Here is a 26,694-nt window from a genome sequence, read left to right on the forward strand (position 1 = left end):
TAACGTGGGGAACGTCCAGTCTTACTGTTTTCAGACTGGATTCGTTGAGAGGATAATCTAACGACTAGGGATTGCAGGGCTCACACCATCTCCCGCTCGCTGAAAATATAGTTGGTTAGACTTTGTTCTCACATTTACTCTTATAGGATAAGAACAGATTCTTTGTTTGCATCTTCCTCAGTTGCTGCAGTAGTTTCTACGTCAACTGACTCTTCATGTTGTTCACTTTCATCTGTATGTTGATTTTGTTGAGCTTCAAACTCAGCCAATTCTTTATTTCCAGCCTCGATGCGAGCTTGCAACTCAGCAACCTCTTCTGGTGTGAATTGACGAGTCATATCAATTGGCTCTTCCTCTGGTTGAGAAGGAATAGTTTCACCAAGAACTTCACCCACCACTTCTTTAAAGGCTTCATCGCTTGTTTGAAGATACGTTGCTGTTGGGCGAAGAATGTCTTCCCAATCTGATGACTCAACAATAGCCAATTGACTTTCAATCGTAGACTTGAGGCGTTGATGGAATACACGACTCTTGTTCTTCAACTCTTCTGTCTCAACAGCCACTTTCTTAGCATTATCTGTTGCCTGACGGAGAATTTCATTTGCCTTGTATTTTGCTTCTTCTAGCAAACGCTGAGCGTCTTGTTCAGCTTGTTGAATAATATTGTTCGAACGTTCTTGAGCAGCCTGTTTGACACGCTCCGCAGTATCTTGAGCAATCAAAACTGACTGACTCAAGGAATCTTTCATCTCATCAAAGTAAGACAAACGTTCTTCCAAACTCTTGATGTGTGTCTCTTTGTCGTGATTACTACGAACCAAATCTTCATAGTCACGAACAACGATATCAAGAAATTCATCTACTTCTTCTGGGTCAAAACCTCTAAATCTTGTACCAAAGGTTTTATCTTTAATTTCTAACGATGTAATTGGCATACTTTTCCTCACTTACTTAATAATAATTGAATGCTTAATTTTATCTTGTCTTTTTTTGTCTGTCCATTGTCTTTGACAACTTTTAGACGGCCAAACTTTCTCACACTGATCAAATCCCCAACGGCAACCTGGTAATCAGATTTTTCAACCAGATGATAGTTTACCTGGACAGATTTTTTCTCAATTAGTTGACTGGTTTGATTTCTAGATAATTTCAAGGCACTTGATAAGAGGGCATCCAATCGAAAACTCGAAACTAAAATTTCTCGTTCTCTAAAGTCAATTTTAGATATAATCCTATCGGTAAAAGGACGTTCCTCCAGCGATACAGGAAGTCTGCCAATCTTTCTTATTCCATCCTGAAAAAGAGGAATAAAATCACGATTGACAAAAATCTGTGCTCTCTTTTCATCTACCAAGATATCACCAAATAATTTACGGTCAATTCCTAGCTGGTTGATGATTGTTCCCAATATTTTTCCATGGCTCAGCTGTTCAAACTTGCTCGGATAGCAAATTTCTAACAAGGTCATTTCAAAGTCTGATATTTCCGGTTCAAAGTAATCTGGATACAGAAGAACACGAACCGACTCCGTCGGAAGAAAATCACCACTACTTTGGCAACCCAGTCCATATGTCCCAGCTAGCACCCTCAAGATCTGTTCCTGATGGGGATTGATAAAAGGAGTAAGCACTGGTGCATAGGTATCTTCTACCCGCTTGATCCACTCTAAACCCTTATCAATAAAGGGAATATCATCTTGGGAAAAATGCTGATAAATGGCTCGATTTACTGTCATAGTAATAGCACTAGTCGTGTTAAGAGATTTCCAACAAACTGGATTAGAATCAGCGCAGCCCAAACTGTAAAATCAAGACCAGCAAATTGTAGATTGAGCTTACGAAGAGGCTCGATAACTGGACGAGCAAGTCTGATGACTAAACGACCTAGTTGACTTTCATAGGCATTTGGAAACCATGAAAGAAGAGCAAATGCAACGAGAATGATGGAGTAAATGCTAACTGCATTTTGAATTAAACGGATTAAGAAAATCATTATCTTGCTCTATTTCGTTTAATATCAAAGCCGAACTCGGCACCTTGTGATTCGTCTGGAAGTTTGATATCCTCAATATTCACGATAACGTTGACAGGCGTCAATAGATACATCGTACTCGCAACTTTTTTCATATTTCCAGCCAAGACGTGACGGGCTCCGTCCAAGTAATCAAGGCAGCGGCGCGCTTGTACTTCTGTCATGTATTGGAAATCAATCAAGATGCTTTCATTTCCAGTTAACAAATCAACAATCTCAGTTGCATCCTCATACTTTCTTGGATAACGAACATCAATCGTCACTTTCTCATCTGAGTGATGGTTTTGCTTTGCCAACTCTTGTTGACGAGCATGGAGGCGAGTAATATTCGCATCTTTTACTGATTCCGGCTGAGCAGATGCTGGTAATCCTTTAGAAGATGAGATAGCTGGGCTAACTGTTTCCTCTTGTTGAGTCTGGTAGTTAGTCGTTTCTTCCCCATCTTCTGTAAAATAATCTATAAATTTATCGAATCTATCTTTTAAAGACATAGCTCTCTCCTATTTAAAAAATGCTGTACCGATTCGAACAAAGGTTGAGCCGAACTGAATCGCTTCTTTAAAATCACGACTCATTCCCATACTTAGCTCTGTCATCGGCATATTAGGGATTTGTTTTTCTCTAATTTCTGCTTGCAGAGCCTGCGTATCCTTGAAAATTTCTTTCAATTCATCACTGCCTGCCTCAAAAGGAGCCATGGTCATTAAACCAACATACTCAATCTGATCTAACTTAGCCAATTCTGGCAAAAGTTCTAGCAATTCTTCTTTTGAAAACCCATGCTTGCTTTCTTCCCCAGAAATATTAACCTGCAAGAAACACTTGATAACATGATCTGTTCTCTTTTGAATTTCCTGTGCTAACTTTAGGGAGTCTAAAGCATGAAAGTAATCCACATATGGGATTACTTCTTTTACTTTCCGTCTCTGTAGTGTTCCTATTAAATGCCAAGTGACTGGGTAATCTTTCAAGGCCTGATATTTTTCTAAAAATTTATCAACTCGATTTTCACCGATATGATGGATGCCAAGCGGAAGCAAGGCTTCCGCTGTTTGTACATCTACATATTTTGTCACTGCGATTACTGAAACAGCATCTAGATTACGGTTGGCTTTTTGACTAGCATCAGCAATTTGCTGAAAAACTAATTCAGTGTTTTTTTTCAAATTCATTGATTAACGATTTTTGAAGAATGGAGGTGTATCCAATTCATCCTCATCTTGTGAAACTGGTGTTTCAAAGCGTTCAACTGGTGAAACAACGGGATCTGTTTGGCGAACAATTGACTCACGGCGCAAGTCCCAATCTCCAAAAGCAGATGCTTGGTTGGTTTCAAAGCGACGTGAACTTGATTTAGGCAGTTCTGCTGTCTCTTCCAAGTCGAATTGACGGTCAAATGTATGTGCTTGTGGAGTTTTAGTTGATGGTCGACCAACTGGTTGGTTGGTAGCAGACCCGACTACTTTTTCTAGTCGTTCTTGACGAACACCTGTCGCTACAACAGTCACACGGATTTCATCCTTCATGCTTTCGTCGATAGATGTTCCAAGCCAGATGTTTACACCTTTGCCAGCTGCTTGATTGACAATTTCTGAAGCTTCTTCTGCTTCAATCAACGTTAAATCAAGACCACCAGTAACGTTGACAATCACATCTTCAGCGCCATCGATAGTTGTTTCAAGAAGTGGAGAGTAAATTGCTTTACGAGCTGCTTCAACAACACGCTCTTCACCACTACCAATACCGATACCCATAAGGGCATTCCCTTTGTTTGCCATTACAGTCTTCACGTCAGCAAAGTCAAGGTTAATCAATCCTGGGTTCGTGATCAAGTCAGTAATCCCTTGAACACCTTGGCGAAGAACGTTATCTGCTTCACTAAGAGCTTCAAGAAGCGGTGTTTTCTTGTCAACAATTTCAAGTAAGTTATTGTTAGAGATAATCAACAAAGTATCAACATGCTCGCGAAGTTCATTAATTCCTTCTACAGCGTACTGACCACGTTTGCTTCCTTCAAATCCGAAAGGACGTGTCACAACACCAACTGTAAGAGCACCAAGATCTTTAGCGATACGTGCAATAACAGGGGCAGCACCTGTACCAGATCCACCACCCATACCAGCAGTGATGAAGACCATGTCTGCACCGCTGATTGCTTCCGTCAAAGCTTCTTCGCTTTCTTCTGCAGCTTTACGTCCAACTTCTGGACGACCTCCAGCACCCAAACCACGAGTCAATTTGGGACCAAGTTGGATAACGGTTTCTGCTTTCGTACTGCTAAGTGCTTGTACATCAGTGTTGGCTGCGATAAATTCTACACCAGCAACACCTTCGTCAACCATGCGGTTGATGGCGTTACCACCACCACCACCGACACCAATTACCTTAATAACTGCGCCTTGAGCTGCTGCTGTATCAAATGAAAATGTCATAATTTCTTATCCTCTTTTATTCATCAAACATGCTTCCGATTAAACCACGGAAACGTTCTGTTAGCTTCGGTTTACTTTGAGAACTTGCTTGGAATTCTTCCTTGGGAGCAACTGGAGTTTCCTGTACAGTTTCAACTGGAGTTGTCTGTGTTGGGCTTGGTTGCGCCACAGGATTCAAACGTTGATTTGGAATGCCAAAGTTGATTGGTTTTTGACGAAGGAATTCATCTCCTTTAACTGCTTTTTGAGCAAGAAGATTGACTTCAGTCAATTTACCAGCAAACTCAGATAAACTAATCACGTGAGCAAATGCAGGGTTGCGAATTCCAACCTGATTTGGAACATAGAGTTTTACTCGAACACCAAATACTTCTTGGGCTAATTCAACAACGCCCGGCAAAATTGCATTTCCACCGATAAGGACGATACCTCCTGGCAAATCCAACAAGTGTCTTCTTTCCAACTCTTGTTTGATTTGGTCAAAGATATGTTTGATACGTGCTGAAATAATTTCTGCCAAGTAGCTTTCTGTCACTTCAACAGGTTCTACTTCGCCAATTACTTCAACTTGGAAAGTTTCATTACTTGCAAGTGGAACGTAAGCTTCACCATAGTTCAGTTTCAAACTTTCTGCAATCTTTTGAGATGTTTTCAAGACTTTAGAAATGTCTTTTGTAACGTAATCTCCACCTTCTTGGTAGATGTTGGTGAATTGCAATTCTTGGTTGCGGATAGTCGCTACAGTAGTCTGACCTCCACCCATGTCAATGACAGTCGCACCAAATTCACGTTCGCCTTCATTGAGAACGGAGTTCACAATCGCCAAAGGTGAAATAATCACATTATCAACCTGGATACCTACACGTTCGACCGTCTTGCGAAGATTGTGTAGAATCGTACGAGGACCTGTGTAAAGCAGACCACGCATTTCCAAACGGACACCCATCATACCACGAGGGTCACGGATTCCTTGGAAACCATCCACGATGAACTCTTCAGGAATGAAGGTAATCACTTCACGATCAGGAGTCATGCTCTTTGTCAAAGCTGATTTAACAACATCTTCAACATCCTGATCTGTGATTTCTTTTGTATCTGATGTTACAGGAATCATTCCTTGTGTTGGTTCGACCTGCAGAAGATTTGCTGGAAGACCAACGTTGACAGACTTGATAGAAATGCCTGCTTTCTCTTCTGCCTGTGTGATTGCGGATTTGATTGCCGAAGCAGCCGCTTCAATATCAACAATAATTCCGTCTTTTACACCTTTACTTTTGGCATTACTAACACCAATTACATTTACTTCGCCATCTCTATGCTCAGCAACTAACACCTTAATGGAGCTAGTTCCGATATCTAAGCCTGTAAAAAAACCATCTCTAGTCATTACATCGCATCCTCTCTATCTTCCAAGTTTCTCACTTCTATTTAATAACTATGTTTGGGCATAGCTATTCGAAGAATATTATAACACAAAAAAACTAATCATGCTTAGTTTTTCGTAAATTTCCTGCATGTTTTTTGAGAAAATATTAGAAAATTTTTCTTCTGGAAAAAGTTTTTGATGTTCTTGTCAACAATTCGATAATATTTATAACCCATCAAAAAAAGAAGGTCTTTTTAGACCTTCTCTTGAATAAATTCTTCCGATTTTTGCTGTAAAAAAATCTCTAGCAATTTTGCTGTTACGCAAATTGCTATCACGATAACGCTCGAAACAATAAGGTAATTCAAAAGTTGTCCGTGATTTCCAACAAGTGGCGGTCTCGTTAAGAAACCATAATCCCCACTGACAACTAAATTAACAACCCATATCAGAGCGTTCAAGGTGAAGGTAATCATCGCTACATTTTTGAAGTTGAGCAGGGAAGCTTCATAATTCTTAAACAAGTATAGGAGCGCATTCCCCAAAAGTGCCACGTGCCCGATGATAAAGGACAGGATGGTCACGTGCGGAAACGGATAAGGGTCAAAGAGTGGGTATGCCAGAGCAACGGTTGCTCCAAAAGTTCCTAGAAGGGCAAAGTATTGCTTGTACTTGGATGTCCCTGGAATCAAGAGCATCACAAACATGGCGATACGGCAATGATAGAAGGGCAAACTTTCTGACAGAGGCATGAGATTGCCCCAATACCAGCTATACAGAACAATCAGTTGAACAGACTGAAGGATCTGAATAAAACGCTGGTAAGCCACTTTATCGCGAAAACGATAAGAAGCATAGAAAGTAAGAGCCAGTAAACATAACAAACCAATGTACCAGTGGAGTTCAAACTGGGGCGGTTCTGATATCTGTGTGGTAAATAATTGTTCCCACAAATTCATATTCTATTCCTCGTTCATCTAGCCAGAGGCAGTAAAAAATTCACTTTCCCCAGCTTTTAAATTTTTTGAAAAACTTGATTCCATGCCATGCATAGAATACTTGCGTCTTAAATTCGCAACCTATTATATCATTTGTATTGCAGAAATGCACCTTGCAGATACCCTTTTTTGATTTGTCGACTTCTCTAGCATAAACTAATCAACATATTGGTCTCTTTGTCCTTTATAAACTTGCCAAAGAATCTCCATTTGCTCCTTGGTGATGCGTTTTTCAGATAAGACTGGCAATTGGTCAATGGCAAAAAATTGAAGCTCAGCAATTTCTTGATTCTCTTGAAATTGTCCATCAAGAAGCTTACATTCAAAGACAAACTTTGCATATTGTTTGCTCTGTAGTTGGAAACGATTGGTATCAAAAACCGCAAGTAACCTTTCAGTTTTTGCTGTAAAACCGGTTTCTTCTTCAATTTCTTTAAGAATATTTTCGATTGGAGAATAGCCAACTTCACCAAAACCACCTGGCAAAGCCCAACTATCCTCTCCTTTTCCTCTAACTAAACATACTTTTTCATCCTCAACAATCCAAGCACGGACGTCCATCAGAGGAGTTGCATAAGCGGAAGTTGGTTTCAAGACTTCTGCAACTTCTTCTGCATCGAGGTCTGATACCTGATTCAACATTTCAGATAACAGACTTCGCAAGTCCTCGTAGCGCTCACGGTCGAAAGGATCTTTTGTAAAGGTTAATCCAGTATCCGTAATGGCTAGCATTCTTTGCAGATACTTGGCAAAATCACTTGCATTCATTTTCTAAACTTTCGACCAACTTGGCTAGATTCATGGAGTTAGAGCCTTTGAGCAAGATTTGGTCATTGGCACCGAGGCTTTCCTTAACCTGCTTGACTAGGTCTTCAAATTGGTCCTCATTGGCTGTTTTTTTGAAGTAATAAACGTGGCCGATTGGGAACATTTGACTAGCCAGTTGTGCCAATTCGGCAATGTCTTCTCCGTAGAAAATAACGGTATCCAGCACATCTGGGGAAAGACTTAAAATCATCTGGTTATGGAGTTGAACAGACTGGCTACCTAATTCCTTCATATCCGCCAAAACTGCTATTTTCTTTCCTCCCTCGTTGGCTGGAATGGCAGAAAATGTCTCCAAAATCAACTTCATAGCAGTTGGGTTGGCATTGTATACGTCAGACAGAATATCTGCTCCATTTGCTGCTTTCTTCCACTCGGTGCGGTTACGCGTCAATTCTAGGTTCTGGAAAGCCTGACGAATCTGTTCCTCTGAAACTCCTTCTTGTAGAGCCACATAAGCAGCAATCATAGCATTGGTGGCATTGTACTTACCAGTCACTGGCAAATCGAGGGGTTGTCCCAAGAAATTAGCTTTAAAGGTCAGACTATCCTTGCGCTCAATCAAGTCTGTGATTTCTAACTCAGCTCCTTGCCCAAAACGGACCACTTTTTTATCAGTGGGCAAGTAGTCCTCTACAATCGGGTCAGCTGGTACCAAGAGCAAGGAACCTGGTGCCATACCATCAGCAATTTGCATCTTCCCTTTAGCAATCTCTGAACGGTCTTTGAAAAAGGCCAAATGAGCTTCTCCAACCAAGGTCACGATGGCTGTCTTAGGATGAGCCAATTCAGACAAGAGATGGATATCTCCCAAGTGATCCTGTCCCATCTCCAAGACCAACTTTTCTGTTCCTTCAGGCATATGAAGAACCGTGTAGGGAAGGCCAATCTCGTTATTGTAATTGCCTTGGGTTTTGTAGGTCTTGTAGGTTGTTGATAGTAAATGTGCCAACATATCCTTGGTCGTTGTCTTGCCATTTGAACCCGTAACAGCAAAGACATCAACTGCCGCTTTTTCAAGATAGTAGGCTGCGAGGGTTTGAAAGGCAGACAACACATCGTCTACTAGAATGTAGGGATGATTTGCAACCTCTTTCTCAGACAGGGTTACTGTTGCACCATTTTCAAAAGCTGTTTCGATAAAATCGTGGCCATCACGCGCACCTTTGAGGGGCACAAATAAGTCTCCTGCAGCAATCAAACGACTGTCAAACTCAGCTTTTTCTAACTGAGCATCCGCAAAAAGACTGACATCATTTTTAGCTCCAACAGCTTGGGCAACTTCATGGATTGTTAATTTCATTTCTACTCCTTTAAAAAGGGTTGAAGTCCGAGAACTCTAATCACCTACAGTGAAGGTTCGGGCTTCTACCCCTTCTTTCATTTTTATAGCAAATGCGCTTCGTGCTTGTTAAAGCTCTCCTTAGCAAGGTCAACCAAACGCTCGATTAGCTCTGGGTAGCTGATTCCCATATTGTCCCAAAGTAGTGGGTACATAGACCACTGGGTAAAACCTGGCATGGTATTAAGCTCATTTAGGAAAATCTCGCCCTTATCTGTATAGAAGAAATCACAACGAGACAGACCGAGACCACCAATCGCACGGAAGGCTGTTTCTGCATTTTGACGCATGACAGCTACCACATCATCACTGATCCTAGCCGGGATATCCATGGTAATCTTGTTATCGATATATTTGGCATCATAATCATAGAAGGCAACATCCTTGACAACTTCTCCTGGCAAAGTGCTCTTGACATCGTAGTTCCCCAAGAGACCAACCTCGATTTCACGCGCATTCACACCTTGCTCTACCAAGACACGGCTGTCATATTGGAAGGCAAGTTCCAAAGCTTGGCGGAGTTCTTCTTGGTTTTCAGACTTAGAAATACCGACACTTGACCCCATGTTTGATGGTTTTGTGAAGACTGGATAAGTCAATTTTTCTTCAACTTCAGCGATTTTAGCAGTCACATCATCACCTTCGACGACGGCCACATAAGGAACTTGGGCAATTCCGACAGATTCTAGAACTCGCTTGGTCGTAATTTTATCCATGGCAAGACTAGATGACAAGATATTGCAACCTACGTAAGGCATTTTTAAAACTTCCAAGAATCCTTGAACAGAGCCATCCTCTCCCATTGGGCCATGAAGAACTGGAAAGACCACTGCACCTTCTTCGTAGATGGCACTTGGTGCAACTTTCTTATTCCAATCAATCGTTTCATTGGTCATGAGACGATCCTCTTGACCTGGAGTCTGGCTAAATTCCTGAGTCTTGATAAAGTCACCTGACTGGCTGATAAAGAAAGTCTTGACTGTGAAACGGTCGTAGTTGACCGCACGCATGACACTTTCAGCTGACAATACAGACACCTCACGTTCTGCACTGCGTCCGCCGTATAAAAGAATAATCGTTTGTTTCATATTGCTTGTCCTAATTCTAATAGAATACTCGTTCTTTAGTATATCATATTTACTTTTTTTTTAAAACTTGAAGCTAATACTGATCTTCAAAAAACATAAAAAGAGACCGATAAAAACAAAGTCGGCCTCCTTGATTTTTTGTATAGATGAATGGAGTTAGTAAATTGGTCTACACTTACAACTCTGTCCGATTTTCAATGGCTCGTAAGAGTGTGACCTCATCCGCATACTCGATATCTGCTCCCACGGCTAGTCCTCGTGCTAGACGAGTGACTTTGATCCCAGCTGGTTTGAGCAAACGAGAGAGATACATAGATGTCGCTTCCCCATCAGCCGTCGCATTGGTTGCCACGATCACCTCTGAAACCTCACTATCCATGAGACGGGTCATGAGACTCTTGAGATTGATATCGTCTGGACTGATGCCATTCATCGGAGAAATGAGGCCATGCAAGACATGATAGAGTCCGTGGTATTCTTGGATATTTTCCATAGCAGCCACATCGCGACTATCCTCTAGCACCAAGATGGTTGTCTGGTCACGAGTCGGATCTGTACAGATCGAGCAAGGATCATCATCTGTCAAGCGACCACAGATGGAACAATAGGTCAATTCCCGCTTGGCAGATAGAAGGTTTTTTGCAAATTCATTGACATCGTCATCAGACATTCCAATGGTATAGAAGGCGAGGCGAGTAGCCGTTTTGATCCCGATACCTGGAAGCTTCGAATAGCTATCAATTAACTTGGCAATAGGTGTTGGATACAGCATAAGTTCCTTTCTAATTCATTGGATGTTGTTGGTTATAAAGATTGATGATATCACGCGCAATTGAAGGTCCGACACCATTTGTTAGGTTGGTGTTATGAGGAAAGACAACTGCGACCGCGATTTGAGGATTATCGGACGGAGCATAAGCAACTGCGTTGGTATTATTGGCCTTTTGACCGCCATTAACATAACTTTCGGCCGTCCCCGTTTTCCCGCTTATGGAAACGGCTGCGCCATTTGAAAAGGCACGACCAGTTGTCAGAGCGCTCGTTCCATGCGAAACTTGATAGAAACCTTGGTGCAAGAGGGCCATATCCGCTTCTGAGATATTGATCTTGTTCAGTTCCTTGGTGGCTGTTTCTTGAACTAGATTACCTAAGCCACCTTGTTCATTGTTTCCATAAACTCCCTCAACGATGTGAGGAGCCAATCGTACGCCATTGTTTGCAATGGTTGCGACATACTGGGCTAACTGCATAGGTGTGTAGTTATCAAACTGGCCAAAGGCGTTATTAATATAGTTGGCCAAATCAAATTCTTTTGGTGTAAATCCTGTAGATTCATCTGGGAGGTCAATCTCTGTTGAAGCTCCAAGTCCATATTCCCCAAAGGTTGATCGCAACTTGCCCATTGCAGTTTCTAACTGATCAGTTGCGACTATCATATTTGGCTGGTAGGACTGCCCCATGATCCCTAGCGCAGTCTGAACCATGTAGGTATTAGAAGAGTACTCTAGAGCCTCAACTGCTGTGATAGGGAAGGAGCCATAGGACAAGGTATACCATGAATTGATCGGAGCCGAACCTTGGAAAACAATCGGCTGATCTGTCAAGGTTTGATTGCCTGACAAGACCCCATTTTCCCAACCAGAGCTAAGGGTTGCCGCCTTAACGACAGACCCCGGTACAAAGACATTGGTTATCGTTCCAAGCGAATCTGAACTTAATTCACCGGATTCGACATCATGCTTGACACCTGACATAGCTAGAACTGCACCGGTTTTAGGATTGAGGGCTACAGCGTAGACTCCTTCAGAGTATTTGGCTCCACCGTTACCCAACTCTGAGTTGAAGTAGCTCTTGAGTAGATCATCCACACCATTCTGGAACGCTAGGTCAACCGTTAACTTGATATTGTTTCCTTTGCTTCCTTCTTCGATATTTTCCACACTTTCCATATTTCCGTGTTTGTCGAGGTGGATTTCCTTGACGGAGCGTTTGCCTTGAAGAACATCTTCATATTGCTTTTCAAGATAGGAAGTTCCCACTCGGTCATTGAGAGAATACCCTTTTTTGAGATAAGAGTCCACTTCCTCTGCTGGAAGACCCGATTTTTCACTTGATACACTACCTACAATTGAAGACAAAGAAGTGTCTAGGACTTTTCTATCCCATGAGGTTGAAATACTGATACCTGGTAATTCCTTGGACGCTGATGCAACGAGAGCAACTTGGGTATCATCTAAGGCATCCGTAGAAATGGTTCCTGTCGCAAAATTTTCAACGGCATTGAGCTGACTAAAGAGATAGATTTCCTTTTTCTGGTCATCTGTATAATTGAGTTGACTCGCGTCAATACTTTCAACCGCATTATTGTAGAGGGTCGCTTCAGATAAGCGGTTCCCATCTGAATCTAGGCGTTTATCACTTGGCAAGGATTCGACTGTTTTTTTGTAAACGTCCTGGTCCGCCAAGTAGTAGTCTGCAATCTGACGGTCTGTCAAATTAGGGGAGGTTACATTCACATATGTGAGAAGTTTCTTGGCTGTCTCCTTCAATTCTGCTGCCGTCATTTTATTGTTTCGTGTGAAAGAAACGACTTGCTTGACAGTGTTTTCTACCAAGGGTTTCCCTGCTGCATCATAGATTTGCCCACGAGCTGAACTGGTTGTTACCCTTGTCTGGCTGGCTGAAGCCAATTTTGTTTCATAGAAATCTTTATTGAGCACCTGCATGTATAACAATCGACCAATAATGGCCATAAACAACAGGATAACAATGGCAAACAGCAAATTAAGCCGAATAGGAATCGAATGGCTATTGAATTTTCTCATACAACTAAGACTCTTTTCTAGAAAAATTTCCGATTTTCACCTTTATTTACATATAAAATAATAGAGCAAACAGGTGATGTTCAGTACATTTCATTGTACCATATTTTACGGAGAAACTCTTGGAAAAGTCGAAGCATTTTTTGACTTTCAACTGAAAATGCCTTTTTATTTTGTTATCCTAACTTCTATGATATAATGATAGTAATAGTTAGGAAAGCGTTAACTTTTAAGACTTTGACTCATAAAAAGGAGCCTCATGAATAAGCCAGATATCGCAACCATAATCGATCTCCATTTTGAAGAATTAACCGAGCTCGAGCAAGAAATCGCTCGCTATTTTTTGCAGTCTGATACGATCCAAGACGATCTTTCTTCTCAGCAAGTTACCCAGAAATTACATATCTCCCAAGCAGCTCTGACTCGCTTTGCCAAAAAGTGTGGTTTTACAGGCTACCGAGAGTTTGTCTTTCAATACCAGCATCAGGCTAGTAAACCGGACACTCATTCCCACAAACATAGCCCTTTGACCAAACGTGTTCTTAGAAGCTACAGCATCATGAGGGAACAAACACAGGATTTGATCGACGAAGAACAACTGGAACGCGTCGCCCAATTAATCGATGACGCTGAACGTGTCTACTTCTTTGGAACAGGTAGTTCCGGTCTTGTCGCTCGTGAAATGAAATTGCGTTTCATGCGTCTGGGTGTGGTCTGTGAGGCCTTAACCGATCAGGACGGCTTTGCATGGACGACCAGCATCATGGATGAAAATTGTCTAGTACTCGGTTTCTCACTTTCTGGTACAACTCCTTCTATTTTAGACAGTCTATTAGACGCAAAAGAGATGGGGGCCAAGACCATCCTCTTTACCAGCGCTCCAAACAAAAATAGTCAGGCCTATACAGAAACCGTTCTTGTTGCTAGCCACAGCCAGCCTTCCTACATTCAACGGATATCTGCTCAACTCCCCATGCTCTTCCTTATAGATTTGGTTTATGCCTACTTTTTGGAAATCAATCGTGAAAGCAAGGAGAAAATCTTTAATAGCTATTGGGAAAATAAAAAACTCAATGGCTATCGTAGACAAAAACGCGTTAGAAAATCCTAGTTTGGTTGAACCAAACTAGGATTGTTTTGTCTTGAAATGATAATAGGCTCCCAACATCCCTGCTGTATTTTGGTGATGGGCAAATTCTAATCTCGTCTTATCAGCTAGACTTGGCACCAAGGCATCTTTTAAGGCTGTGCGGATCTTTGGCTTGAGAATAGCCTCTTGCCCCATGATGCCACCACCGAGAATGACTACTTCTGGATTGGCCACATAGCAAATATTTGCCAGACCTTTTCCTAGATAGTCTACCATACGGTCAATACCAGCCATACAGATTTTGTTTCCTTCGGTAGCTTCCTTAAAGATGCGTCGGCCATTCCACTGATCAACTGAATCTCCATGAGCTGTTGCTACATACTCAACCAAGGCTGTCGTAGAAGCAAGATCCTGAAAAGCTCCATCCTGCATGTGCATGTAACCGACTTCGCAAGCTGAGTTGCTAAATCCATGGAAGACTTTCCCATCCATAATCAAGCAACCACCGATACCTGTTCCAATGGTCAAGCAAAGTGTGACACTCGCTCCCTTGCCTGAACCAGATACTGCCTCAGCAAGGCCTGCACAGTTGACATCATTTTCAATCTCACAAGGAATATTAAAGCTAGTCTCGATTTCCTTTTTGAAGTTGGTTCCTGCGTAGTTAGGAATTTGAGGACCAGCATAGAAAATCTCACCCTTATCAGGATCCACCATTCCTGCAGAAGAAATGGCAACACCTGCTACTGGGCCTTTTTCTAAATAACTGGCTACGATGTCTTTTGTCTTTTGTAAGATATGAGGACCACCCTTATGCGCCTCAGTTGGCATTTCATGCGATTCAACAAGTTGGCCTTCTTGGTCAATCAAACCATATTTGATATTGGTTCCACCGATATCAATTGCAACGTAGTGTGTCATAAATACCTCCTTATGGATTAGAGGAAGCGCTCCTTGGTTTCACGAATCAATTGCGCTGCTGCTTCTACAACTGGTCGATCTTCTTCAGTCACTGGTGTCAATGGTGAACGAACTGATCCAATGTTAAGTCCTTCATTGATCTTCAAGACTTCTTTGATCACACCGTACATATTTCCATGAGCAGAAGTGAGCTTACCAATGATTGCGTTGATAGCATACTGCAATTCACGCGCTGTTTCCAAGTCTTTCTCAGCAATCAACTGATTGAGTTTCAAGAAGAGTTCTGGCATCGCACCATAAGTACCACCGATACCAGCCTTAGCGCCCATGAGGCGACCACCTAGGAACTGTTCATCTGGACCATTAAAGACGATGTGGTCTTCTCCACCAAGGCTGACAAAGGTTTGGATATCTTGAACTGGCATAGAAGAGTTCTTAACACCGATAACACGAGGATTCTTCAACATTTCAGTGTAAAGGCTTGGAGTCAAAGCAACACCTGCCAATTGAGGAATGTTGTAAATCACATAGTCTGTGTTTGGAGCTGCAGAACTGATATCGTTCCAGTATTTGGCAACTGAGTACTCAGGCAAGCGGAAGTAAATCGGCGGAATTGTCGCAATGGCATCTACACCCAAACTTTCTGCGTGGCGAGCAAGTTCCATACTATCCTTTGTGTTGTTGCAAGCTACGTGAGCGATGATGGTCAATTTTCCTTTGGCAACTGCCATAACTTCTTCCAAAATCAATTTGCGGTCTGCCACACTTTGGTAGATACATTCACCAGAAGAACCGTTGACATAGAGACCTTGAACTCCCTTATCAATGAAGTATTGAACCAAGGCACGCGTACGCTCTGGACTGACTTCTCCTTGATCATCGTAACATGCGTAGAAGGCTGGAATGACACCTTCATATTTTTTCAAATCTGACATAGATTTTCTCCTAAGATTTCTTTTTTCTGCTGAGAGCAGTTCTATTTTTTACAAGTTTAGTATACACCTTGTGAAAATCGCTTTCAATATCTTGTATACACTTAGATTTTAGTTTCTACTTGTATTTTAGAAACTATAACGATTGAAAGTAGTTTCAGAAACACCTCAACCTACTGGTATTTGGCGAAGATTTTCTCCATCAAACCTGCTTGGAGAAAGACTAGCAAACCAAAACCAAAGAGGATAAAGGCTGACCCACCCAAAAGGAGCGTGAAGGCGGATAGATAAAGAACCATCACAATGAGAAAGAGAATGGCTAACATGAGGAAGAACCATGGAAAGTTAAAACTTGCCAAGATAAGCCCTTTTTGCAGCACTTCTTTCCAAGACAAATCATAGCGCGCAGCGATGGGATAACTAGCCAGCATCACCAGAGTGAGGAAGATGAGAATCCCCAAACAAATAGCTTTCACAATCTGAAAAGGTAAAGCTGTCTGGCCCCAGAAAAGATAGAGATCTAGAAAGCTTAATGACACAATGCCCAACTCCAGCAAACCTAACTGGAAACCCAGTTTCAGATTTTGCTTGAAAGCTCTCAGATAGGTTCTGAAAACAGGTACTCGCCTGCTTCTCTTAATCTCAAACATAGTTTGGTAGAGGCTGATTTTCGCCACTCCAATCGTCACGATGGGCAAACAAGAGACAACAAAAAGAAGATTGGCTGTCACGATATCCAAGACCTTCTCACTGAAACGCATGAGAAAATTATCTGTATCAAATGCTGCCTTGATCAAGCTTACTCCTTTTTGTGCCATGTTTGCTCCTCCTGATTCTTTTAATCAATCAAAATTTTAAAGAGATATTTGCGAACCTTTTCTTCCATCCCTGCGTAGCCATTTGGCTGGTGAGGTTCTCCTGGGAAGAAAATCGCAAAATTGTGATAGCCCAACAATAGCGGGTAGTTTTCATGACAATGGACAAAACCAATGTCGCTCGCTTCATCGAATGCTACCGCCTCGTCTTTGATACGTGAACCGTAGCTCGAATATTCGTGTCCTTCTACCAGCAAATGCAAATCTGCATAGTTCTTATGATGTTCAAATTGATCATTTTCAGCTTGATTGAGGACATTTTCCTGCACAACTAGAAAGACCTTGTCCCCGTCAATCTCATACTTACCGAGTTCGAAAGAATCCTTACGGTGCTGATAGAGATAGTCGATAGCCTTGTCTAGATTGGGATGGATTCCCTTGTAAAAGGCGATGTTTTTCAAATCGTCAAAAATCATACTGTTTCCTTCGTTTCTGATAATTACTAGTTTTCAGTTTCGAATTATCCTTCCTCTATTTCCCTGTAACAGTGCGGACGGAAGCAAATTCCTTCATCGTCAGTCTCAAAAATTCCGTCTAAGATAACCGTAAGATGCTTATCTTAGATACCACTAAAGCGAGAAATAGTTACCATAAAACGAACCTACTCTAACTAGTATCTTGAAAAGAGTTCATTCTTAAGTTTATAAGTGTCTTACAAAACTTCACGAAGTAACTGCATACTCTCCATTTTGTAGACACTTATAACTCTATATTCTCTTATACTCAATGAAAATCGAAGAACAAACTAGAAAGCTAACCCCAGGCAATACTTAAGTATGGCAAGGTGATGCTGACGTAGTTTAAATTCGATTTTCGCAAGATCTTAACCTTTGACAGCTCCCATAGTAATCCCCTGAGTGAAGGATTTTTGGAAGACAAGGAAGACGGTTACGATTGGCACGGCTGCAAGAGCTGCACCCGCCATGATCAAACCATAGTTGGTTGCCATTTCGGCCTGCATGGTCGCAACCCCGAGTGAGATGGTCAAGTTTTGACGTGAAGTCAACATAACCAACTGCATAAAGTAGTCGTTCCAAGTATTGATGAAGGTAAAGATTGCAAGGGCTGCAAATCCTGGTTTCACGATAGGGAAGGCTACGCTCCAGAAGGTACGAATCTCACCACAACCGTCGATTTTAGCTGATTCAAGCAATTCAGTTGGGATATTTTCACTGAACTGTTTCATGAGGAAGACCCCAAATGGCCATCCGATCAAAGGCAAAATCACTGCCCAAAGTGTATCGTGAATTCCCATGAAATTGACGATACGTACCAATGGTACAAGGACAACTTGTTTTGGAAGAGCCATGGCAGCGATAAAGACTGCAAAGAGGATGCGTTGACCATAGAAACGTTTCTTAGCCAAGACATAACCTGCTAGAGAAGAGGTTGCACAGACTAGGAACATAGTTACTAGTGAGATAAATACAGAGTTCCACATCCACTGCATAGCAGGGTTTTGCACCATGAGTTGTTGGAAGTTCTCCATGGTTGGCATTTTAGGGAACCACTGTGGCGGAATCATAATGGTATCAGGCTGTGATTTGAAGGCCCCTGTCAAGATCCAGTAGAATGGAAAGATGAACAGTACGGTCAACAAGAGCAAGATAATCGTTGAAATAACAGTGAAAGCTGTTAAGGGTTTCTTTTGTGTAGGTTGCATAACTGTCTCCTTTCTTTAGTATTCTACGTCGTTTCCGAGGATCTTGAATTGAGCGAAGCTGACAATCGCAATCATAATTGCCAAGAAGACACCGATAGTGTTTGCATAGCCGTATTCTGTCAATTGGAAGGCTTTTTCGTAAAGGTAGTACATCAAGGTACTTGTTGAGTAGTTTGGACCACCAGATGTCAACAACTGAATCAAGGCGAAACATTGGAATGAGTTGATGGTCGTAATAATCGCGATGTAAAGAGTTGTTGGAAGAAGGCTAGGCCATTTGATCTTCCAGAACACTTGGAACTCAGTCGCACCGTCAACTCGCGCTGCTTCAACTAGTGAGTTGTCAATATTTCCCATGGCAGCGATATAAAGGATAATCGGTTGACCAACAGATGTTGTCAAAAGGATGATCATAATCGCTAGCAAAGCCCAGTTTTTATCACCCAACCAAGAAATGTTTTGGCTGATGATATGACTTGACTTAAGGACAAAGTTTAGAATCCCTGATAGGGGGTCATAGATCCATTTCCATACAACCGTTACGGCAACACTACCTGTTACAACCGGTAGGAAGAAGACGAAGCGATAGAAAGATCGAGCAATAGCATTTTGATGATAGGTTTGAGATGCTACAAAGAGCGAGAAGAGAACCACAATCGGAACAGATCCGATAACCAAGATAACGGTATTAATCAAAGACTTCATAAAGACAGGGTCTTTAAACATGCGAATGTAGTTGTCCAAGCCCACAAACTCAAATTTAGTCATGGAGTAGTTAAAGAAACTTGTAATGAATCCCATAATCATAGGAGCCAAAACAAAGATGACAAAGAAGAATAACACTGGTGCTAGGAAAGCGTAGGAAATCACTGTTTCCCGCATACGAATTTTATTGACTTTCACAGTCGGCACCTCTCTTTCAAATAGAATAGTTTTTGATTTTCTTGAACTGTTTTAAAACCAAAATGAAATTTTTTAAGATTCGCTTATGTAAGAACTTCATTTTAATTTCGTGACAGTTCCTACCATTTCAAACAAAAGTCCCCCCTTTTCTTACACCATAGTGCACAGGGAAAAGGGGGGAATCAATCTGACTTAGTGCTTATTGTTTTGTAGCTTTTTTGATTGTTTCGTTAGCTTTTTCAGTGAAGGCTTTCAAAGCATCCGCTGGTTTTTCGTCACCATTTGACACAGATTGCAACATTGGGAACCAAAGTGTTCTCATTTCAGCAAAACCGTCAATTGTGTTGTAGTAAGGTGAGTAGTATTTAGTCCAACCACTGATTGTTTCCATACGTTTGTCTTCATAAAGTTTGCCAAATGAAGTACGAACTGGGAAGGCACCTGTACGAACAACATCTTTAGGACCCCATTCTTTGTCATCAGCGATGAATTGAACGAATTTCTTAGCAGCTGCGACTTTCTTGTCGTCTTTGTTGTTAAATACTGCAAATCCGTTTACAAGGTATTCAAGAGATGGTTTACCTGAGTCTGATGGGAATGGTACTTCTACCACTTCTACCTTACTTGCTTCCAAGAGTTTAGCTTGGATACCGTTTTGAGCTGGCGCCCAAAGGATTGTATATGAAGTTTGACCGTTCGCAAAGTTTTGGATATCTGCTCCACCGTCAAATTGTGAACCGTTGTTCAATAGACCGTCTTTGATCCAGCTAGCAGCTTTTTCAAGACCTTTGACGAATTTAGGATCGTCTGTTGTATATTTGGTTACGTCTTTGTCTGTTACAGAACCGCCATAAAGGTTTGCGATGAAGGCACGTGTTCCTTGGTCTCCCCCTTGACCAGAACTGAACAATGAACCTGGAGTGTAGCCTTTATCTTTAAGCGCTTTCAAAACTTTTTCAAAATCATCAGTTGTCCAACCTTCTTTTACAAGGTTTGCAACTCCAGCATCTTCCAACATTTTCTTGTTCATAGCCATGTAGAATGGAGCTGAACTGATTGGATACATGTAAGCTTTGTCGCCAGCCTTACTTGCTTGTACGATGTTTTCGTTGTTAACATCCTTGACGAATTCGTCTGTGAAGAGGTCGTTCAACTCAGCCAATTTACCATTTTTACCGTATTGGATGATACGCCCTGGTGCGTCAAAGAGTACGTCTGGCGCTGTCCCTGCTTCGATGGCTGTTGTGATCTTTTCAGGACCTGACTTGAAATCGATGGTTTCCAATTTCACTTTTACATCTGGGTTTGCTTTTTCGAAAGCTTCGATGATTGATTTTTCATAAGTTCCAACACCATCGCCAGTCTTTTCTTGTGTGAAGACTGGGAATGCCCACCAAGTGATTTCTGTTTTTCCGCTATCGCTACCAGATTTTCCAGCATCCTTACTTCCACCAGAATTCCCACAAGCAGCAAGGCCAAGAATCGCAGCACCTGCAAGTACTGTACAAGCTAGTTTTCTAAATTTCATTTGTATTCTCCTAATTAATAAGCGTGTCCATATTGGATAGTGAGTAAGCTTCTATTTGTATACGTTTTCATTTCATCCGACGCATCGACCACTCTCCTCTGTTTTGAGATTATGTTATTTAAGACCGGCAACAAAGCGTTCCGTGATCTCTTTTGGTCTAGTAATAGCTCCACCGACAACAATGCCTCGTACCCCATATTCAAGGATTTGTTTGGCTTGTTCTGGTGTATGAATTTTTCCTTCAGCTATGACATCCACACCGGCATCGCAGAGTTTTTTTATTAGTTCAAAGTCTGGACCATCTACTTTCGGACTATAAGAAGTATAACCTGATAGAGTTGTTCCAACAAAATCAACACCTGCTTCAACTGCTGCAATTCCTTCTTCAAAAGTACTGGTATCAGCCATCAAGAGTTGATGCGGATATTTTTCTTTGACTTGTCGGATAAAGTCCTGAATTTCCAAACCATCATAACGTTCACGTTTGGTACAATCCAGAGCAATGACCTCAATGTCTAGTTCAGCCAGCTCATCAACTTCTTTCATAGTAGCTGTAATGAATGGCTCCTGCGGCGGATAGTCACGTTTGATAATTCCGATAATCGGGAGTTTCGTAACCTCCTTAATCTCCTTGATATCGCGAACACTGTTTGCTCGGATACCGACTGCTCCACCTTGCTCAGCCGCTTTGACTAGCAAGGGGATAACCCCTCCCGCTTCTGTATAAAGCGGTTCATGAGGAAGTGCCTGGCAAGAGACAATGATTCCATCTTTGATTTGTTCAATCAAGGCTTCTTTGCTAATCTGTGGCATCCTCTTTCCTCCCTTTCTTGTTCTTATGGGCTTATTATATATCATTTGTTAAGCGCTTTCAATAGTTTGTAGTGGAATAGATTTCAGTTTCAAAACTATTTTATAGAACAGACTATCCTGAAAGTAGTTTCAGACATCTTATGATTTCGAATCAACCTGAATGTCATCAAAAAAGATAGCAGGCTTGAAAACCTGCTACCTCTTCTGAAACTTGCTACAATAGCTCTTGCTTATTATTCTTTTCTCTTTTTTCCAAATGCAAAGAGTGATAAGAGGACGCCCGCAAGGCCAAGGGAAATTAGTGAGCTGGTTTCCTTGCTTCCCGTATTTGGAAGTTCATCTTGTTTAGCTGCTGGCGCTTGATAGGTCACATCTTGGCCTAGAGACAGTTTGTTGTCTGCAGCTGCTAATACTAGATTGGTGTCTTCCTTGTACTCTGGCACTTTATGGACTGCTGCCTCAGCGCCATTGACACCACCCTTATATTCTGGCAGGTCATTTGAAGCTGCCAAGACAAAGTTAGCACCTCCGCTATATTCCGGAACCTCATTTGAAGCCGCTTGAACTGCATTGACACCACCCTTGAACTCTGGAATCTCATGGACTGCTGCCTCAACTGCATTGACACCACCTGTGAATTCTGGTTTTTCTACCGTTGGAGCCGGTTCTTCACCTACCGTTGCCAATGGATCGGTGTACTCTGGTACCTCTGCTACAGCCGCTTCTTCTGCATTGACACCACCCGTAAATTCCGGTTTTTCTACTGTTGGAGCTGGTTCTTCACCTGCTGTTGCCAATGGTCCCGTGTACTCTGGTACCTCTGCCACAGCCGCTTCTTCTGCATTGACACCACCTGTGAACTCTGGGACTTCATGGATAGCAGCTTCACTGCCATTAATACCATCGCTTAGTTTAGAGCCAGCTAAAGAAACTGGTAAATTGTGCATGCTTTCAATTGCACCCTCAGCTAGACCTGTAATCCTTTGTCCCATATCCTCTGGATCTATTGTGAATAAGAGAGTTTTTGTATCGTACTGGGTCATAAAGGTTGCTGTCTTGCCATTTGCCAATTGAAGGGTCGGAGCCTTGTTTACCAATACTTCCGAATCGAACTCCATGGCAATGATACCTGGCCATTTTTGGATAGCATATTTTACTTTTGCTTCTTTAGGAGAAATTCTTTCCTTAGTCAAGAAATCCCAGTTAAATTTCTTAAAGGAAAGTGTGTACGGAACTCCTCCAGGAGCATGGTGTTCATATAAAAGTCCAAATTCATCTGGCCCGATTTGTTGAAGTGAGTTATAAGCATATTCTCCTTCTTGAATCAAATGGTGGTGCAACCAAGTTAGCTGACCATCTTCTTCTACACGAGCTACTCGAATATACCCATTTTTACGACCAGGACCATTTGCATTTGCTAATAGAATATATTCTTTGCCATTTTGAACCGTGTGAGTCGCAGCCATTTGAACATAAACGTCTGGCACATCGTAGCGTTCAACATTATTGTCCCAAGTTAGACCACCATCATGACTAGTTGCAACCTGCAGATCTTCTGTCAACCCACGCATAAAGAGTTTGAGGTCCCCATTGTTTAACTGAACAACTGAAGCTTCCGTATTTTGAGCATAATAATTGCTCATGGTGCTTGAATCGACTACTGTACCATCATAAAGTGTACGATTGTCGTTGACACCACCACCCATATGCCAAGTCTTACCATGGTCGTCTGAGTAGATGATTCGAGATGATTGAGAACCATTGAGGTGGTTAGCCCGGTTGGTCGTATAGACAGGAACGACGATTCGACCTTTATGTGGTCCAGTACGAAGGGTAATCCCCACTCCAGGACCTACTCCTAGGAATTTCATCCAATCGGCTTTGACCATCGGAGTAATATCTTGTGGCGCTGACCAGGTCTTCCCGTCGTCATCGCTGTAAGACATCCATAGATAACTATCCTTGGCAATTCTAAATGGAGAAGTTTTGTTTGTTGTGAAGTAGATATTGCCTAGTAGCTGGTCACCTTTGTATAGATCACCCTTATCGCTATAGGCTGGTTTAACAGGGTCTACAACAACGCGGTAGTCTGTTGCCTTACCATCTGGAGTGTAAACTGTACCATTTTCTCGAATAGTATAAGCTTCCTTTTCTCCTTCACGATAGAGGAGTTGATAGGTTTTGCCATTGATTTCTTTGTAGGCTTCTTCTTTTTGCGAAGACATTCCAAAGATTCCTTTTCCTTCTGGGAACATGTCATAAATGGCAAAGATGCGTTTGGTTTCAGGATCTTGAGTCAAGGTCATATCAATATTCACTGGTGAACCGATTGATGGGTCAGAAGCCTTTGGATTGTCACGTAGGTTGGTAATAGTTACTCGATCTCCCCAAGTTTTACCATTATCTTCACTGCGTCTAATGACCATGCCGATATCACCCCAGTCACTCGAATGGAGACGGCGTTCATCTGCTCCTGCAATCAGTGTTCCTTTATCTGTCTTGAGAAGAGCTGGGATACGATAACTCTTGATGCCATCTTTATTTGGTTGATTGTTCCTACCACCTTCAAATACGTCTTCTTTCTCAGAGATTTTCGCACCTTCTGGAAGTTTCTGTTCCAATTCACCTCTTTCAAATAATTGACTCCGTGTTTGAACTTCATCTGGGCTTAAAGCACGATCATAAACAGTTAGGTTTCGGACTTGTAGATTTGAGGACCAAACTGTTTTCTTGCCCCGTTTGGTTGATCCAAGTTGAGCTTGATTAACATCTGGCATATCTTTGATGAAGTTCCCAGATTTTAGACTTGTTCGAGATAAGACACCGTTCACATAGAGACGAACTCGACCATGAGGTAACTCCGCTGTCGGTTGTTCGACAGTAAAGGTCACGGAATTCCATTGTCCTGGGCGAACTTTCAAAGGAGCATCTGTATACTTATCATAGAACTGTTCCCCGTTAGCGCCACGCCCTTCAATAAGAGCTGTATTATCAAGGACAGACATAGTAAAGTACTCATTTTCCTTGGTGTCACTGGATACAGAGAAGAGATTGTAAAAGCGTGGAGCTGATGCATCTGGTTTGAACTCCATGTGAACTGTAGCATTTTGAAGTTTCTTTAGTTTATCTAGTTCACTTGATAAATCAACTCTCTGACCATTTGTTGCATTGGTTTCAACATCTTCTTTTTCAAGGACAGGATTAGCATTTTTTAAATCTCTTGAGTAATAGTCACGAGGAATAGCCCCCTGATCCTCTGATTCCTCTTCCTTATTTGCTTCTTCTGCAGGGGTTCCCGTAGAGGATGGGGTTTCTGATTCTGTACTCTCATTTTTTTTCAAATAGTCTTGGTCCACCTCAACGCCGTTGTCTTGAGCTGCTGCCAATTTACCAGCCAAATCCTTATCCAAATGAGCAAGATCTCCCGAGGACGCTTCTTTTGGCAATTCTGATAAACCTTGACCAGGTTCGACAGTTTCTGTACTGGCCCCTGCTGCATTGGCTTGCTCTTGAGCTAAGACTGGATTTGCTCCAAATACCACTGTACCAATCACTACCGATGCTGCCCCAACCGCAAATTTCCGAATTCCGTATCGCTGTTTCCGATCTAAAGATTTGTAATTCATGTTTGTCCTTTCACTTTTCATAAAATAAAGCGCTTTCTTTTTCTTTAAAAATTTTTATTGTCTCTCAAGAGACAAGTTTTTACAAGAAAGTATCCAACTTAATGAGAGCTCCCAATCCTCTCCCATTTTCTGCTGAGCTCGAGTTTTTAATCACCCAGCAGCCTTTTTCCTCCTTTCACAAGTGACTTTTCCTTTATTATACAATAAAGTCTTATATTTATATCTGTGTTCCCACAGAATAGATTTTACTTTTAAGGATATTTTAATATTTTAAATTTTCTAAAAGTACTTTCAGGCTTTGGACATAAAAAAGAGAGCTCCTGGGCTCTCTCATTCATTATCTTACGTACTTAAAAGGAATCTCGCTGCCACAGAGCCAGTTATAAACTTGGTCATTGACAAAAACATTCATGGCTTCGTGAGCATACTCTGGCATGATGCGATAGGCCTTGTCACAGGTCAGACGGTTGTATATCGCAAACTGAGTAATAGGATAGCAAACATCGTCATCCAAGCCCGTAATCATCTTGACCTCACCTTGAATGCGATGGGCAAGATTTTTCACATCGATATAGGCAAGGGTCGCCATGATTTCCTCCTCTGTTTCATGGAAGGGATCGTGGAACTTGAAATATCGGAAGAGTTCATCATAGGCTTCACTGGTATTGCCAATCTCAAGCACTCGTCTAAAGTCAGACAAGAAGGGATAGATGGCAACTGTTTTCTGAATCCGAGGATTGAGCGCTGCTGCAACCAGGGCTAAAGCTCCTCCTTGTGAGGCACCATAACTAGAAAGTCGCTTCTCATCCACCTGAGGTAGACTAGCAATAATTTCGATCAACTGGTAAATATCCAGATAGACATCCTTATAAAAGAGCTGGTCTCGACCTTCAATAGCACCACGGATGATATGTCCCTTAACGGTATTTCCCAAAGGAGAGCGCAAACCATCTTGCGAATAACCTGACTGGCCTCGAACGTCCATAGAAACAACACCGTAATCAGCCACGGTGAAGGCCAGCATGTCGGCCCAGTCCCAACCACGGCCCATGTACCCATGAAAATGGAAGATTATCGGAACCTTCTCCTCAGTCTTTGGAAGGACGATTCGTGCATAGACCTTGCCTTCATTAGTTCCTTCAAAGGTCAGCTCATAACACTTGACTTGAGGAATATGAAAATCCCTTTCCTCCAACTGATAGGCAGGAAGGAATGAAACTTTTTTGACCTCTTCATCCCAAAAAGCATCAAAGTCTTCTGGAACCTCATCCCTTCCTTTATAAGTCTTGATTTCTTCTAACAAAGCTGGATGTTTCATAGTATGCTCCTTTTGATTTGTAATCGCTATCATAACTCTAGCATATCTGGGAAAGCAATGCAAGAAAGAATGGTAAACAGAAAGTGATTTTAGATTCTCCTCCCTCAAACTGATCGTCTGA

At 41.9% G+C, this 26,694-nt stretch carries 24 protein-coding genes; 1 reads left to right on the top strand and 23 read right to left on the bottom strand.

Translation table 11 applies throughout. The annotated features are described in order from the left end of the window. Positions 1-140: 140 nt before the first annotated feature. The 13 genes from B7725_RS02570 to pbp2b all read right to left on the bottom strand — a co-directional run bounded on the left by B7725_RS02570 (position 141) and on the right by pbp2b (position 12,907). A complete protein-coding gene (locus tag B7725_RS02570; protein ID WP_001123186.1) occupies positions 141-935 on the bottom strand; it encodes a DivIVA domain-containing protein in 795 nt (264 codons plus the stop codon). Between the two features lie 8 nt (positions 936-943). Continuing rightward, a complete protein-coding gene (locus B7725_RS02575; RefSeq protein WP_000217811.1) occupies positions 944-1,735 on the bottom strand; it encodes a YlmH family RNA-binding protein in 792 nt (263 codons plus the stop codon). Continuing rightward, positions 1,732-1,992 carry a YggT family protein gene (locus B7725_RS02580; RefSeq protein WP_000576501.1) on the bottom strand — a complete coding sequence of 87 codons (261 nt, stop codon included), beginning with the start codon at positions 1,990-1,992 and terminating at the stop codon, positions 1,732-1,734. Before B7725_RS02580 ends, B7725_RS02575 begins: the two co-directional genes overlap by 4 nt. Beyond that, positions 1,992-2,522: a cell division protein SepF gene (locus B7725_RS02585; RefSeq protein WP_000053369.1), complete on the bottom strand. Its 531-nt coding sequence runs from the start codon at positions 2,520-2,522 to the stop codon at positions 1,992-1,994. The genes B7725_RS02580 and B7725_RS02585 overlap by 1 nt, the downstream gene beginning before the upstream one ends. Before the next feature lie 9 nt (positions 2,523-2,531). Then, on the bottom strand, positions 2,532-3,203 hold the full coding sequence (locus B7725_RS02590; protein ID WP_001049622.1) for a YggS family pyridoxal phosphate-dependent enzyme: 672 nt from the start codon (positions 3,201-3,203) through the stop codon (positions 2,532-2,534). A 3-nt stretch (positions 3,204-3,206) separates the two neighbouring features. Beyond that, on the bottom strand, positions 3,207-4,463 hold the full coding sequence (ftsZ, locus tag B7725_RS02595) for a cell division protein FtsZ (protein ID WP_000144259.1): 1,257 nt from the start codon (positions 4,461-4,463) through the stop codon (positions 3,207-3,209). Between the two features lie 16 nt (positions 4,464-4,479). Further along, a complete protein-coding gene (gene ftsA, locus B7725_RS02600) occupies positions 4,480-5,850 on the bottom strand; it encodes a cell division protein FtsA (RefSeq protein ID WP_000196341.1) in 1,371 nt (456 codons plus the stop codon). A gap of 233 nt (positions 5,851-6,083) precedes the next feature. Next, positions 6,084-6,788 (bottom strand): YwaF family protein, encoded by a 705-nt coding sequence (locus B7725_RS02605; protein WP_084874410.1) that lies wholly within the window; start codon positions 6,786-6,788, stop codon positions 6,084-6,086. A gap of 195 nt (positions 6,789-6,983) precedes the next feature. After that, the gene (locus B7725_RS02610) at positions 6,984-7,595 is read right to left on the bottom strand and encodes an NUDIX hydrolase N-terminal domain-containing protein (protein ID WP_084874412.1); all 612 of its coding nucleotides are present in this window, start codon (positions 7,593-7,595) and stop codon (positions 6,984-6,986) included. After that, positions 7,582-8,955 carry a UDP-N-acetylmuramoyl-tripeptide--D-alanyl-D-alanine ligase gene (locus B7725_RS02615; RefSeq protein WP_084874414.1) on the bottom strand — a complete coding sequence of 458 codons (1,374 nt, stop codon included), beginning with the start codon at positions 8,953-8,955 and terminating at the stop codon, positions 7,582-7,584. Before B7725_RS02615 ends, B7725_RS02610 begins: the two co-directional genes overlap by 14 nt. An 83-nt stretch (positions 8,956-9,038) precedes the next feature. Then, positions 9,039-10,082, bottom strand: a complete 1,044-nt coding sequence (locus B7725_RS02620; RefSeq protein ID WP_084874415.1) for a D-alanine--D-alanine ligase — start codon at positions 10,080-10,082, stop codon at positions 9,039-9,041. Between the two features lie 175 nt (positions 10,083-10,257). Continuing rightward, a complete protein-coding gene (gene recR, locus B7725_RS02625; RefSeq protein ID WP_000966754.1) occupies positions 10,258-10,854 on the bottom strand; it encodes a recombination mediator RecR in 597 nt (198 codons plus the stop codon). 10 nt (positions 10,855-10,864) lie between these two features. Then, the gene (pbp2b, locus tag B7725_RS02630) at positions 10,865-12,907 is read right to left on the bottom strand and encodes a penicillin-binding protein PBP2B (RefSeq protein WP_084874417.1); all 2,043 of its coding nucleotides are present in this window, start codon (positions 12,905-12,907) and stop codon (positions 10,865-10,867) included. 256 nt (positions 12,908-13,163) lie between these two features. Here pbp2b and B7725_RS02635 point away from each other — a divergent pair, with 256 nt between their 5' ends. Further along, positions 13,164-14,015, top strand: a complete 852-nt coding sequence (locus B7725_RS02635; protein WP_084874419.1) for a MurR/RpiR family transcriptional regulator — start codon at positions 13,164-13,166, stop codon at positions 14,013-14,015. Between the two features lie 15 nt (positions 14,016-14,030). On the opposite strand, the gene B7725_RS02640 is transcribed toward B7725_RS02635, so the two are convergent. The 10 genes from B7725_RS02640 to B7725_RS02685 all read right to left on the bottom strand — a co-directional run bounded on the left by B7725_RS02640 (position 14,031) and on the right by B7725_RS02685 (position 26,573). After that, positions 14,031-14,915 carry an ROK family protein gene (locus tag B7725_RS02640; RefSeq protein WP_084874420.1) on the bottom strand — a complete coding sequence of 295 codons (885 nt, stop codon included), beginning with the start codon at positions 14,913-14,915 and terminating at the stop codon, positions 14,031-14,033. A gap of 17 nt (positions 14,916-14,932) precedes the next feature. Then, positions 14,933-15,850 (bottom strand): dihydrodipicolinate synthase family protein, encoded by a 918-nt coding sequence (locus B7725_RS02645; RefSeq protein ID WP_084874422.1) that lies wholly within the window; start codon positions 15,848-15,850, stop codon positions 14,933-14,935. Between the two features lie 170 nt (positions 15,851-16,020). Then, entirely contained in the window at positions 16,021-16,665 is a 645-nt protein-coding gene (locus B7725_RS02650) for a YesL family protein (RefSeq protein WP_084874423.1), read from the bottom strand. A 20-nt stretch (positions 16,666-16,685) separates the two neighbouring features. Then, the gene (locus B7725_RS02655) at positions 16,686-17,138 is read right to left on the bottom strand and encodes a NanQ anomerase/TabA/YiaL family protein (RefSeq protein ID WP_084874425.1); all 453 of its coding nucleotides are present in this window, start codon (positions 17,136-17,138) and stop codon (positions 16,686-16,688) included. Positions 17,139-17,545: 407 nt separating this feature from the next. Next, positions 17,546-18,385, bottom strand: coding sequence for a carbohydrate ABC transporter permease (locus tag B7725_RS02660; RefSeq protein WP_001183243.1), 840 nt, complete (start codon positions 18,383-18,385; stop codon positions 17,546-17,548). A 15-nt stretch (positions 18,386-18,400) separates the two neighbouring features. Next, positions 18,401-19,267, bottom strand: coding sequence for a carbohydrate ABC transporter permease (locus B7725_RS02665; RefSeq protein WP_162278999.1), 867 nt, complete (start codon positions 19,265-19,267; stop codon positions 18,401-18,403). 220 nt (positions 19,268-19,487) lie between these two features. Further along, positions 19,488-20,816: an ABC transporter substrate-binding protein gene (locus B7725_RS02670; protein ID WP_084874428.1), complete on the bottom strand. Its 1,329-nt coding sequence runs from the start codon at positions 20,814-20,816 to the stop codon at positions 19,488-19,490. A gap of 114 nt (positions 20,817-20,930) precedes the next feature. Next, positions 20,931-21,629 (bottom strand): N-acetylmannosamine-6-phosphate 2-epimerase, encoded by a 699-nt coding sequence (locus B7725_RS02675; protein WP_084874430.1) that lies wholly within the window; start codon positions 21,627-21,629, stop codon positions 20,931-20,933. Positions 21,630-21,862: 233 nt separating this feature from the next. Then, positions 21,863-25,255, bottom strand: coding sequence for an SIALI-17 repeat-containing surface protein (locus B7725_RS02680; RefSeq protein ID WP_084874431.1), 3,393 nt, complete (start codon positions 25,253-25,255; stop codon positions 21,863-21,865). A 337-nt stretch (positions 25,256-25,592) separates the two neighbouring features. After that, positions 25,593-26,573 carry an acetylxylan esterase gene (locus B7725_RS02685; protein ID WP_084874433.1) on the bottom strand — a complete coding sequence of 327 codons (981 nt, stop codon included), beginning with the start codon at positions 26,571-26,573 and terminating at the stop codon, positions 25,593-25,595. Between the last annotated feature and the right edge of the window lie 121 nt (positions 26,574-26,694).

Origin of the sequence: Streptococcus oralis subsp. tigurinus (assembly GCF_002096275.1) — a bacterium.
GTDB lineage: Bacteria > Bacillota > Bacilli > Lactobacillales > Streptococcaceae > Streptococcus > Streptococcus oralis_CN.